Below are 13,417 nucleotides of genomic sequence, written 5' to 3'. Positions count from 1 at the left end.
TGAAAGGTTGGTGGATCGTGCGTTTTTAAGTGAACTTTTCATTACAATCCGCCGCAACACTTTTCTTTTTTAGAAAAGTCACATAGACGGCGATAAAATGACAACATGCAGCGCCGCACATTTACAACATCACTAATGACCATGGAGTTCCCATGAGCAATCAAGCAGTAAACAAGAAGCCGGATGACTCGCAAAGCGCGATGAATAAGTTTCTTAACTTTATTGAGCGTACAGGTAATAAGATCCCAGATCCGGCCTTGCTCTTCTTTTGGGGTTTGATCCTAGTTTGGGTTCTTTCCGCCGTATTTTCACAGTTTGAATTTGGTTTAATTCACCCAGTATCAGGCCAGGCCGTTGAAGTTAACAACCTACTGACTGGTGAATCCTTCGCTAATTTCTTAGCAACAATGGTAACTAACTTCACCGGGTTTGCACCACTAGGTATCGTACTGGTTGCAATGCTAGGTGTCGGTGTTGCTGAAGCATCAGGCTTTATTAATACTGGCCTGAAAAAAATGCTTAACGTTACACCAGCCAAATTCGTCACACCTGTGCTGATTTTGGTTGCGATTGTTTCGCACACAGCGGCTGATGCAGGTTATGTATTGGTTATCCCGCTTGGTGGTATTATCTTCCATGCAGCAGGCCGTCACCCTCTAGCGGGTATTGCAGCAGCGTTTGCTGGTGTATCTGGTGGTTTTGCAGCTAACTTTATCCCGTCTGGTATCGACCCATTATTGGCTGGCTTCACACAAGAAGCTGCACAAATTCTTGATCCGACATATATCGTTAACCCACTATCGAACCTGTTCTTTACGGGTATGTCTTCTCTGCTTATCGTGAGCATTGGTTGGTACATTACTGACCGCGTCATCGAACCACGCCTTGCTCAAACGGCTATCGATGAAGATGCTGAAGAAGCACCTGACATGGGTTCATTCTCTGAGCTAGAAAGTAAAGCTTTCTCTCGCGCAGGTTGGGCTATGATGGCTGGTATCGCAATACTAGTTGTGTCGTTGATCCCTGAAACGTCACCACTACGTAACCCTGCTGGTGAAATTACGGCGTTTAACGCACCGGTAATGCAGTCTATCGTCCCGCTTATCTTCATCTTATTTGTTATCCCTGGTGTGGTATACGGTAGGGTTGCAGGTACGTTTAAAGCAAGCGACGATATCATTAAATCAATGTCTGCAACCATGAGCAGCATGGGTAGCTTCATGGTAATGGCATTCTTTATTGCTCAGTTCCTTGTTGCCTTTACTCAATCTAACCTTGGTACGCTACTGGCGCTATCAGGCGCTCAGCTTCTACAAGCGATGAACCTACCTGGTCAGATAACTATCGTTGGTATGATTCTACTAACAGCGTTTGTTAACTTACTTGTTGGTTCTGCATCTGCTAAGTGGGCACTGATTGGTCCTATCATGGTTCCAATGCTGATGGCGGTTGGTATTTCTCCTGAGCTGACTCAGGCCGCTTACCGTGTTGGTGATTCTGTATCTAATATCATTTCTCCTATGATGGTGTTCTTCCCACTAGTTGTTGTTTACATGCAGCGCTACGTGAAGAGCTCTGGTATTGGTTCACTAGCATCAATGATGATGCCTTACTCAATTGCAATGCTAATTGGTTGGACTATCTTCCTATTGATTTACTGGGCAATTGGTATTCCTCTAGGTATCCAAGCACCATATACATACGGCATGTAATTTATTTGCTGATTATAAGGCCCCGCACTGCGGGGCTTTTTTTATCCATAGATATTTATGCCCCTTACGCTCATCAGGTGGTTATGCCTATTACAGGCAAATCATTCATCCGCTCAATAACCCCTCATCGCTCAACATAAAATAGTAATATTTAAAATAAAATCAATATTTTATATTGCTAGCGGTAAATGCTGTATATATCTTGAATTACAGCCTTTTGTTTTATTTTTTAACGTCAACAATGGTTGTATATACTTAATTTGTTGCTTGATGTTGGTGGTTTGCTCTTTATTTGTTTGTGTTACGAGGTTTTACTCTACAGATTCATTTTGTTACTTTTCGAATTAATACGACATAAAAACTCAATCGATGTAGTAAGGATGTACGATTATGAGTGAAACCATGACTCCAGCTCCCGCCCCAAAGGGGCTAATTGCGTTTATAGAGCGCGCAGGCAAGAAAATTCCAGACCCCGTGATTATCTTTATGTCACTGTTTACCTTCTGCTTAATATTGACAGGGGTAATTGGTGGCCTTCAGTTTGAAATAACGGGCGCAGATGGAGGAGCGGTCACCCATACGGTTAAGAATATGCTAGACACCGAAAATGTCCGCTGGATGTTTGATAACGCATTATTGACGAACTGGCTATCATTTGGTGGTGGCGTACTTGGTGTGATTTTAATCGTAATGCTGGGTGTGGGTATTGCTGAAAACTCAGGATTACTTTCTGCCGTGATTAAGAAAGTAGGTCTACGTATCAATGAGCGTTATCTACCGTTATTGGTTGTCTTCCTCGGCATCATGAGCTCAATTGCAACAGATGCTGGCTACTTGATCTTAATTCCGTTAGCGGGATTGCTCTATGCGGGATTGGGAAAAAACCCGCTGATAGGTATGGCGGCTGGTTTTGCTGGTGTGTCTGCGGGCTTTAGTGCTAACTTAATTCCAGCAACACCTGTTGATGTTATCTTGGGTGCCAATGCGCGTATCTTTGCTGAGTCTCAAGGGATCCCATTTGAAAATGCAGCGGGTGAAGCGCTAAACCCTGCGACGATGCATTACTTCTTCATCTTTACTTCGACTTTCCTACTTGCAGGTCTTGGTGCTTGGGTAACAACGCGTTTTGTCGCCCCTCGTCTTGAAAAGATGTCTTATCAACTACCAGAAGATTTAAACCTGGATGATTTCCAAGTATCTGACGTCGAGAATAAGGGCCTGAAAGCGGCAGGTATTGGTCTGCTCCTCGCGTTAGCTGCTGTTGCTGCTTTAGCTATGGGGCCACTGGCAACCTACACCAACGACGCTGGCCGTGAAGTTACGCCATACCTAGATAATGTGATTCTACTTATCGCGATGGTCTTTGCGGTTGTGGGTATTTTCTTTGGTGGTGCGACGGGTAAATTTAAATCACTGCAAGATGTAGTAAAGGCCATGGTTAGCCAAATGAACACCATGGGCTATATCTTGGTGCTAACGTTCTTCTGTTATAATTTCCTTGCATTACTTGGCTTCTCTCAGCTAGGTACTTATGTGACATACCTAGGCGCGACATTCTTGGGGGCGCTTGGACTACAGGAATTCCCAATTCTGCTGATCATTGGTTTCATTCTGACAACGGCAGTTATTAACCTGTTTGTTGGGGGGTTGACGTCGAAGTGGATGCTGCTTGGCCCTATTTTTGTACCAATGTTGTATCAGGTAAACCCAAATATGACACCTGATCTGGTGACAGCAGCCTACCGTGTTGCTGACTCATCAACCAATATAATCACGCCTATGATGAGTTATGCAGGTGTTATTCTGGCCTTTATGCGTAAGTACAAGCCAGAGCTATCATTTGGTGATGTTATTGCGATGATGGTGCCTTACTCCATTGCCTTCCTAACGGTGTGGACGTCACTGTTGGTTGCTTTCTTCGCATTTAATATCCCGCTAGGCTTTTAATTGATGCTTTAGCGAAATGAAATAAAAAAAGCCCGCAGCCCCTAGTTTATTGCTAGTGAGTGCTGCGGGCTTTTTGCTATATCTAAGTAACCTGTTATTTCAGGTACTGTGCGTGGAAGCGCAGGTGATCATCAATAAAGCTGGAGATAAAGTAGTAGCTATGATCATAGCCTTCTTGCATTCTCAGCTCTAATGGATAATCAACCGATTCGGCAGCAGCGACTAGCGTTTCTGGTTTTAGTTGCTCTTCTAAAAAGCCATCTTGATCGCCTTGGTCAACTAATGCAGGGATCACCTTTTTACTTTGTTTGAGTAACTCTGTACTGTCGTATTGTTTCCAGTTAGCGGTATCTTTACCTAAATAACCAGCCAATGCTTTTTGACCCCATGGGCAATTGATTGGATTGCTGATTGGGCTAAAGGCCGATACAGAGCTATAGCGCGATGGATTACGTAGAGCAATCATTAGGGCACCATGCCCACCCATTGAATGGCCGCTAATGGCACGTTGTTGGCTAACTGGGAAATGCGCCTCAACCAATGATGGCAATTCATTTACCACATAATCATACATATGGTAATGACGGCTCCATGGCGCTTCGGTTGCATTGACATAAAAACCAGCACCTAAACCGAAGTCATATGCACCTTCAGGATCATCTGCAACACCTTCACCACGAGGGCTGGTATCAGGGGCGACAATCGCGATACCTAGTTCAGCCGCTAAACGTTGAGCGCCCGCTTTTTGCATAAAGTTTTCATCGGTACAGGTTAGGCCTGATAGCCAATATAAAACGGGTACTTTTTCACCTAATGCAATTTGTGGTGGCAAGTAAATTGCGAAGCGCATGTCACAGCCTAACACCTCAGAGCGGTGAGTATATTGCTTATGCCAACCGCCAAACTGTTTATTACAACTAATGTTTTCTATGGTCATATCTGTTCTCGAAACTGCGCAGGGTACATTCAGCACCCTGCTATATTTGATTAATTATTTGTCGTAGTGGATGACAGAGCGGATACTCTTGCCTTCGTGCATTAGGTCGAAGGCGTCATTGATGGCGTCAAGCCCCATGGTGTGAGTAATGAAATCATCAAGTTTGAATTCACCCGCCATGTAGCGATCAACAATTTCAGGTAGCTCTGAACGGCCTTTTACGCCACCAAAGGCAGAACCACGCCATACGCGACCAGTGACGAGTTGGAATGGTCGGGTAGCAATTTCTTGGCCAGCACCAGCAACACCGATTATCACGGATTCTCCCCAGCCCTTATGGCAGCACTCAAGTGCAGAGCGCATGACATTGACATTACCGATACATTCGAAAGAAAAATCAACACCGCCGTCAGTCATTTCAACGATCACATCTTGAATTGGCTTATCGTAGTCTTTTGGGTTGATACAGTCTGTAGCACCAAGCTCTTTGGCAAGGGCATATTTACTTTCGTTAATATCTACCCCAATGATACGGCTAGCACCTGACATCGTTGCACCAATAATGGCTGACAAGCCAATACCACCAAGACCGAAAATTGCGACAGTATCACCTTTCTGTACTTTCGCGGTTTTCAGCACCGCACCCATACCTGTGGTAACCCCACAGCCGAGTAGGCACACTTCTTCTAATGGCGCTTCTTTATTGACTTTGGCTAATGATATTTCGGGTAATACGGTGTATTCAGAAAATGTTGAGCAGCCCATATAGTGAAAGATTGGCTGACCATCTTTATAAAAGCGGGTTGTGCCGTCAGGCATTAAGCCTTTACCCTGAGTTTCACGAATTTGCTGACACAGATTCGTTTTACCTGATTTGCAGAACTTACATTCGCCACATTCAGGGGTGTAAAGTGGGATAACGTGATCACCTACTTCGACACTCGTAACGCCTTCACCAATCATTTCAACGATACCGCCACCTTCATGGCCAAGAATCGCAGGGAAAATTCCTTCAGGATCATCGCCCGAGAGAGTAAACGCATCTGTGTGGCAAACACCTGTTGCGATAATACGGACAAGTACTTCACCTTTCTTCGGCAGCATGACATCGACTTCTTCTACAGAAAGGGGCTGGTTTGGACCCCATGCGATAGCTGCTTTAGATTTGATAAACTGTTCAGACATAATACTCTCTCTGTTGTGTATGGGTCGATGACCTGTTTAATTCCTACCGTTAGCCTAGCTATAAAAGTAGGTGAGATTTTGTATAACCACGAACTGGTAAATGCGTTACTGGGTTATTATTTTATGTTGAGTAGTATATTTGTTTCTAACTGAATGATAATCGCACTATAATGCAAATGACTTTTACTAAATGGTAATAATTGGCTGCTATGTTTTTATGGGAAGGGGTATCAGAGTTTGTTGCCGTCGCTGAATCCGAGAGTTTTACTATGGCATCTAAGCAGTTAGGTATTTCTACTGCTCAGGTTAGCCGTCAGGTTAGTGCGTTAGAAAACCGGCTTAATACCAAACTGTTTTACCGAACAACACGCAAAGTCTCGCTAACTGAAGAAGGGGGGATTTATTATCGTCATTGCCGCCAGCTGCAAGATGGTTTAGAAGAAGCCGAGCGGGCGATCAGCGATCGCCGAGGCGCACCTCAAGGCAGTGTTAAGCTGACTGCACCGGTAACGTATGGTGAGCAATATGTGATGCCGTTGGTCGCCGATTTTATGCTGCAATATCCCGAAATCGAAGTCATGATGGATCTAACAAACCGTCAGATTGATTTAGTCGAGGGTGGCTTTGATTTGGCGATCCGGCTTGGTAAATTAAGCAGTTCCTCAATGATGGCGAAGAAGCTGACTGCTCGAACTCAATATACGTGCGCAGCACCGGCGTATCTCGAAAAGTACGGCATTCCCCATTCGTTATCAGAGTTGCGCCACCATAATTGCTTGGTGGGTAACCATGATCACTGGCGTTTTCAAGAAGCAGATAAAGAGCGTAGTGTGAGGGTTTCTGGTAATTTACGCTGTAATAGCGGCTTTGCACTACGAGATGCAGCCTTAAAAGGCATCGGCTTAGTTCAGCTACCTGATTATTATATTGCTGACGATTTGGCGTCAGGAGAGTTAGTGCCGGTATTGGATAATTTTCAAGAGGCTGATGAGGGGATCTGGGCGCTGTACCCACACAACCGCCACCTATCGCCGAAAGTCCGGCTGTTGGTTGATTTTCTGGCGAGTTCATTATCGAGTCGGGAATGAGTCGACAGTGATAACCTCGCATCTTATAGAGGTTTGGGTATAATCGTCGCCCCAACAAAACAATGATCCGTTTAGAGCATACAGATGACAGAGTTAAACCAACATCATCAACATAACGACAGTGATGAAGATTTTATGCGTCGCGCAATGGTTTTGGCAGAAAAAGCCGAAGCTGAGGGCGAGGTGCCAGTTGGTGCGGTCATTGTGCACAACGGTCAAGTGGTTGGTGAAGGTTGGAACCGTTCGATAACCCAACACGATGCGACGGCTCATGCCGAGATCATGGCTTTACGCCAGGCTGGGCAAGTACTACAGAATTACCGTCTGTTAGATGCAGTACTGTATGTCACGCTAGAGCCATGCCCAATGTGTGCAGGTGCTATGGTACATAGTCGAATTGGTAAAGTGATCTTTGGTGCTCCTGATTTAAAAACAGGGGCGGCAGGCAGCATCATGAACTTACTTGACTATGAGCAAGTGAACCACCATGTCGCCATTGAATCTGGTCTATTGGCTGATGAGTGCCGAGCACAGCTTCAAGCGTTTTTTAAGCGTCGACGAGCGGAAAAGAAAGCCGAGAAAAAAGCACGACAAGCGGCGGAGAAAGGGTAGCGACGTTAAAGTGGGCTATATACTCGTTGTATAAAAGTAGATACAAAAAAAGGGCCTTTGGCCCTTTTTCTGTATCTGTATATCACTTGTTTCTGTATATCATTTTTTCGGTATATCACCGCGTATTACTGGCTGGCGGTTTTTACTGGTGCGCTATTCTGCTCTATGGTGCTATCACCTTCTGCGAGCGTACTTTGTGCCGTTGATGTTGCGGGCGGCGTAATGGTGTGCAGGCCATCAATGAGCGCAATTTCGTCTTGCTGAGGGCTTTGGCTATGTGTTTGTTCATAGCCCACAATGCTTTGGTAATAGCGACGGATATTCTCAACATAATTGAGTGCCTCATCACCGCGTGCATAGCCATAGCGAGTGTGCTGGTAATACTGGCGCTGTCGTAGTAATGGTAAACGTTGCTTAACATCACTCCATGCGTCAGGGTTGCCGCCTTGTGTTTTGGTTAAGCGTCTAGCATCCATCAGGTGGCCAAAGCCAACGTTGTATGAAGCAAGGGCAAACCAGACTTTTTCATGTTCTTCTACGCTGTCAGGAATACGGTTGATCATCTTGCGTAGGTATAGCGCACCGCCACGAATACTTTGCTCTGGGTCAAGACGATTTTGTACTCCTACTGATTTCGCTGTCGGGAGGGTTAACATCATCATGCCGCGCACCCCTGTTGGCGAAACGGCTCGAGGGTTCCAGTGTGATTCTTGATACGACAGCGCCGCGATTAAGCGCCAGTCAAATTCGTTAGCATATTGTTTAAAGAGCCCTTGCCACTGGGGAAGCGTACTCTCAAGAGCGCGTAAGAAAGCGCGGGTATCAACGTAATCAAACGAGTCGACATGGCCTAAGTATTTTTCTTCAAGCTTCGCGAGTTCACCGCTTTGTTGGATCTCACCAAAGAATTCAATGAGCAAGCCATATAAGCTGTCATCGTTGGTTTGATTGATAAACCAAGCAATGGGTTCATCTTCTGTAAGCTCAAGGGCTGTCGTAACATCAGGATTAATACGCTGGTTGAGAGCGACTTCAACAGAATCAGCCATCGTATAGTCTAATTCGCCCGCTGCAACTTGACGTAGTAATTCATCATTATCGGTTTCTTCAACGGCATTCCATTCTAATGTTGGGTATTGCTGTTTAAGTGCTTGCAGTGTGAGTTCGTAACTTGAGCCTTTGACAATGGTAAAGCTACCTTTATTCTGCGCAAGATCACTCAGGCTTCTAGGGCGCCATTGGCCTTTTTTATACACGACTTTTTGACTGGCATAATAATAAGCTGGTGCAGCTCGAAAATTTGCTAAGCGCTCATCGGTCATGGTTAAGCCTGCTGCGAGCAGATCGACCTCATTACGCTCAAGGGCAGGAAAAAGCCGAGATAAGGTGAACATAGGCTTCATTTCAAGCTTTACGCCGAGCTTCTCGGCAAAAAGGCGAGCAATTTCGTAATCAAGGCCGGTTGGACCTTCACTGCCAATATAATAAGAGAGTTGATTATTGAGTGTTCCGACACGAAGTACACCATCTTCACGTATACGCTCAAGATCGGTGCGAGGTTCTTCTTGCCAGAGACAGCCACTCAATAACAGTAGGCTAAAGAGTACAGCGGTAAAACGCTGTAGCTGAATAATCGGTCGGTTAATGCTCAACAAACTATGCTCACGTAATAGTAGGGTGTTCTTTATACCAAAGCTCAGCGGATCCGCAAAGTTATCGGCAAATTATCAGTTTTTTTCGAACAATTGAAAAAAAAACACGCAAACGGTTGCGTCAGGTGTTACGTCACAAATTTTTTTCCCTTATACTACGCCACATCATGAGCACATCGCCTTTGAATATTTTGTAAAGCGAGGTGAGATTGACGTAATTATCCCAGAATAGTGCTGGGGGTTAGGCCAATATCACCTTCATTCAACTGCTAATCGAGAGACGTTCGCACATGGAAATTTTGCGTGGTTCACCCGCACTATCTGAGTTTCGCGTTAATAAGCTACTAGAGCGTTGCCGCGAATTAGATCTGCCTGTGTCAGGCATTTATGCTGAGTTTATGCACTTTGCTGATGTATCAGCACCGCTGAATGCTGACGAGCAAAGTAAGCTTGCGAGCCTGCTAACCTACGGTCCAACGATTGCAGAGCACGAGCCGACTGGCTTGCTGCTACTGGTTACGCCTCGTCCGGGAACTATCTCGCCATGGTCTTCTAAATCAACTGATATCGCCCGCAACTGTGGTTTAAGCAATGTTAATCGCTTAGAACGCGGTACAGCGTATTACGTAGAAACTACGGCAACACTAACGAATGAACACATTGAAGAGCTAAAAGGCCTGATCCACGACCGTATGATGGAAGTGGTTTTCGGTGAGTTTGAAGCAGCACAAGCCTTGTTCGTTCAAGCTGAACCTGCACCTGTGAAATCGGTTGATATTCTGGCTGGTGGCCGCAAAGCCCTAGAAGAAGCAAACGTAACACTGGGTTTGGCATTAGCAGAAGACGAAATTGACTACTTAGTGGAAAACTTCACTAAACTGGGTCGCAATCCGAATGACATCGAACTGATGATGTTTGCTCAAGCGAACTCAGAGCACTGTCGTCATAAAATCTTTAATGCTGACTGGACGATCGACGGTGTTGATCAAGAAAAGTCACTGTTTAAGATGATCAAAAACACCTACGAGAAAAATAACGAGCACGTTCTGTCTGCATACAAAGATAATGCCGCAGTAATGGAAGGCTCTGAAGTGGGTCGTTTCTTCCCGAACCCAGAATCTCGTCAATATAACTACCATCAAGAAGCTGCACATATCTTGATGAAAGTAGAAACGCATAACCACCCAACGGCAATCTCACCATGGCCGGGCGCATCAACAGGTTCAGGCGGTGAAATCCGTGATGAAGGCGCAACGGGTATTGGTGGTAAGCCAAAAGCGGGTTTGGTTGGCTTTACGGTTTCTAACCTGCGTGTTCCTGGTTTTGAACAGCCTTGGGAAACGGACTTTGGTAAGCCGGGCCGTATCGTTACTGCGTTAGACATTATGCTTGAAGGCCCTCTGGGTGGCGCGGCATTCAACAACGAATTTGGTCGTCCAAACCTACTTGGTTACTTCCGTACTTACGAAGAGAAAGTTACGTCACACAATGGCGAAGAAGTACGCGGTTACCACAAGCCAATCATGATTGCTGGTGGTATGGGTAATATCCGTGCAGATCACGTTCAGAAGAAAGAGATCCCTGTAGGTGCGAAACTGATCGTACTGGGTGGTCCTGCGATGAACATCGGTCTTGGCGGCGGTGCAGCATCATCAATGGCTTCTGGTCAATCGGCTGAAGACCTTGATTTTGCTTCAGTACAACGTGAAAACCCAGAAATGGAACGTCGTTGTCAGGAAGTGATCGACCGTTGCTGGCAGATGGGTGACGATAACCCAATCGCCTTTATCCACGATGTGGGCGCGGGCGGTATCTCAAATGCATTACCTGAGCTTGTTGATGATGGTGAGCGTGGCGGTAAATTCCAGCTACGTGATGTACCAAACGATGAACCAGGCATGAGCCCGCTAGAGATCTGGTGTAACGAATCACAAGAACGCTATGTAATGGCCATTGCGCCAGAAAACATGGCGGCATTTGATGCGATTTGTCAGCGTGAACGTGCACCGTATGCGGTTGTGGGTGAAGCGACTGAAGAGCGGCACCTAACACTTGAAGATAGCCACTTCGACGATACACCAATCGATATGCCAATGGATATTCTATTGGGTAAAGCGCCGAAGATGCACCGTGACGCGAAAACACTGAAAGTTGAAGGTCAGGCAATTGACCGCTCTGGTATCGAGCTAGCAGAGGCGACTCAGCGTGTCCTTCGCCTACCAGCAGTCGCTGAAAAAACCTTCCTGATCACCATTGGTGACCGTACGGTAACAGGCCTTGTTGCTCGCGACCAAATGGTTGGCCCTTGGCAGGTACCAGTGGCTAACTGTGCAGTAACCGCTGCGAGCTACGATACTTACCACGGCGAAGCGATGTCGATGGGTGAGCGTACGCCTGTTGCTCTGCTTGATTTTGGCGCATCAGCTCGCCTTGCAGTTGGTGAAGCAATCACTAACATCGCAAGTGCAGATATTGGTGATATGAAGCGTATTAACCTGTCGGCTAACTGGATGTCACCAGCGGGTCACCCTGGTGAAGATGCGGGTCTATATGAAGCCGTTAAAGCGATTGGTGAAGAACTGTGTCCAGCGCTTGGCCTGACAATCCCGGTTGGTAAAGACTCCATGTCAATGAAAACCAAGTGGGAAGAAAACGGTGAAGAGAAAGAAGTGACTTCACCATTGTCACTGGTTATTACTGCGTTTGGTCGCGTTGAAGATGTTCGTAAGACTGTGACACCACAGCTACGTACAGATAAAGGTGACTCAAGTTTATTACTTATCGATTTAGGTTGTGGCCAAAACCGCCTTGGTGCAACAGCACTGGCACAGGTTTACAAGCAACTTGGTGATAAGCCGGCAGATGTTGATAGCCCAGAATTACTGAAAGGCTTCTTCAATGCTGTTCAGGCATTAGTACGCGACGAGAAGCTACTGGCTTACCATGACCGCGGTGATGGTGGTTTGTATGTAACCTTAGCTGAAATGGCCTTTGCCGGTCATACCGGTGTTGAAGTCGATTTGAACACTACAGCTGGCGATCAATGTGACGATGTCCTAGCAATGCTATTCAACGAAGAGCTAGGTGCGGTTGTTCAAGTTCGTACGGAAGACTTAGAGTCCGTACAGGCTGTATTAGCCGCTAATGGTCTCGAAGCTTGTAGCCATGTGCTTGGTACTGTGATTGATGAGGATGTCGTTCGTATTTGGAATGGCAACGACCGTGTTCTAGAGCAGAGTCGTACCGAGTTACGTACTATCTGGGCTGAAACGACTTATCAAATGCAGGCAATGCGTGATAACCCTGCAGGTGCACTGCAAGAGTTTGAAGCGAAAAAAGACACGCAAGATCCTGGCTTGAACACCAAACTAACGTTCGACATCAATGAAGATGTTGCTGCGCCGTTTATTGCTCCTGCAATCAACTTGGGCGCGAAGCCACAAATGGCTATCTTACGTGAGCAGGGTGTTAACTCACACGTTGAGATGGCTGCGGCATTTGACCGTGCTGGCTTTGAAGCGAAAGACGTTCACATGAGTGATATTCTCTCGGGCAATGTTCAGCTAGAAGGCTTTAATGGCTTGGTTGCATGTGGTGGCTTCTCATACGGTGATGTACTTGGTGCCGGTGAAGGGTGGGCGAAATCAGTGCTGTTTAATAATATGGCACGTGACCAGTTTGAACGCTTTTTCCATCGCAACGATACCTTTGCACTAGGTGTTTGTAACGGTTGTCAGATGATGTCGAACCTGCGTGAATTAATTCCAGGTGCCGATTTGTGGCCACGCTTTGTGCGCAACGAATCAGAACGCTTTGAAGCACGCTTCAGCTTAGTTGAAGTTCAGCAAAGTGATTCATTGTTCTTCAATGGTATGGCTGGCTCTCGTATGCCTATCGCGGTTTCTCATGGTGAAGGTCGTGTTGAAGTGCGTAATGGCGAGCACCTGAATGCGATTGAGCAATCTGGTACGGTTGCCCTACGTTACCTTGATAACTACGGTAATGTAACGCAGAACTACCCGGCAAACCCGAATGGTTCACCAAATGGTATTACCGGTTTAACTACGCAAGACGGTCGCGTAACTATTATGATGCCGCACCCTGAGCGTGTATTCCGTACTGTTGCTAATTCATGGCATCCAGATGACTGGAACGAGAACAGCCCATGGATGCGCATGTTCCGTAATGCTCGTGTCAATATTGGCTAAGCGAAAGCTAACTGATTAAAAAAGCCGCTCATATGAGCGGCTTTTTGTTTTTAGTAGCAAATTTTTAATAAATTCC

8 protein-coding genes are annotated in these 13,417 nt (G+C 46.0%); 5 read left to right on the top strand and 3 right to left on the bottom strand.

The window, feature by feature from the left end; genetic code table 11:
- Positions 1–152 precede the first annotated feature (152 nt).
- A complete protein-coding gene (locus L4D78_RS04565; RefSeq protein ID WP_428465840.1) occupies positions 153–1,712 on the top strand; it encodes an AbgT family transporter in 1,560 nt (519 codons plus the stop codon).
- A 390-nt stretch (positions 1,713–2,102) separates the two neighbouring features.
- A complete protein-coding gene (locus L4D78_RS04560) occupies positions 2,103–3,659 on the top strand; it encodes an AbgT family transporter (protein WP_428465839.1) in 1,557 nt (518 codons plus the stop codon).
- 94 nt (positions 3,660–3,753) lie between these two features.
- Here the strand turns inward: L4D78_RS04560 and fghA are convergent, their stop codons facing one another.
- Together fghA and L4D78_RS04550 are read right to left on the bottom strand one after the other, a co-directional pair.
- Complete coding sequence (gene fghA, locus L4D78_RS04555; RefSeq protein ID WP_428455979.1) at positions 3,754–4,596, bottom strand: S-formylglutathione hydrolase; 843 nt, start codon at positions 4,594–4,596, stop codon at positions 3,754–3,756.
- 54 nt (positions 4,597–4,650) lie between these two features.
- Positions 4,651–5,781 carry an S-(hydroxymethyl)glutathione dehydrogenase/class III alcohol dehydrogenase gene (locus L4D78_RS04550; RefSeq protein WP_428465838.1) on the bottom strand — a complete coding sequence of 377 codons (1,131 nt, stop codon included), beginning with the start codon at positions 5,779–5,781 and terminating at the stop codon, positions 4,651–4,653.
- 209 nt (positions 5,782–5,990) lie between these two features.
- On the opposite strand from L4D78_RS04550, the gene L4D78_RS04545 reads away from it, so the two are divergent.
- Together L4D78_RS04545 and tadA are read left to right on the top strand one after the other, a co-directional pair.
- The gene (locus L4D78_RS04545) at positions 5,991–6,869 is read left to right on the top strand and encodes a LysR family transcriptional regulator (RefSeq protein ID WP_428465904.1); all 879 of its coding nucleotides are present in this window, start codon (positions 5,991–5,993) and stop codon (positions 6,867–6,869) included.
- Positions 6,870–6,953: 84 nt separating this feature from the next.
- Entirely contained in the window at positions 6,954–7,481 is a 528-nt protein-coding gene (gene tadA, locus L4D78_RS04540) for a tRNA adenosine(34) deaminase TadA (protein WP_428465837.1), read from the top strand.
- A 125-nt stretch (positions 7,482–7,606) separates the two neighbouring features.
- Here tadA and mltF read toward each other — a convergent pair whose 3' ends face one another.
- Positions 7,607–9,127: a membrane-bound lytic murein transglycosylase MltF gene (gene mltF, locus L4D78_RS04535; protein ID WP_428465903.1), complete on the bottom strand. Its 1,521-nt coding sequence runs from the start codon at positions 9,125–9,127 to the stop codon at positions 7,607–7,609.
- 296 nt (positions 9,128–9,423) lie between these two features.
- On the opposite strand from mltF, the gene purL reads away from it, so the two are divergent.
- Positions 9,424–13,341 carry a phosphoribosylformylglycinamidine synthase gene (gene purL, locus L4D78_RS04530; protein WP_428465836.1) on the top strand — a complete coding sequence of 1,306 codons (3,918 nt, stop codon included), beginning with the start codon at positions 9,424–9,426 and terminating at the stop codon, positions 13,339–13,341.
- Positions 13,342–13,417 lie beyond the last annotated feature (76 nt).

This window comes from Photobacterium minamisatsumaniensis (genome assembly GCF_050336695.1).
In the GTDB taxonomy this organism is placed as follows: domain Bacteria; phylum Pseudomonadota; class Gammaproteobacteria; order Enterobacterales; family Vibrionaceae; genus Photobacterium; species Photobacterium minamisatsumaniensis.
Note: the sequence above shows the minus strand (reverse complement) of the source record. Positions and strands in the feature narration are given on the sequence as shown.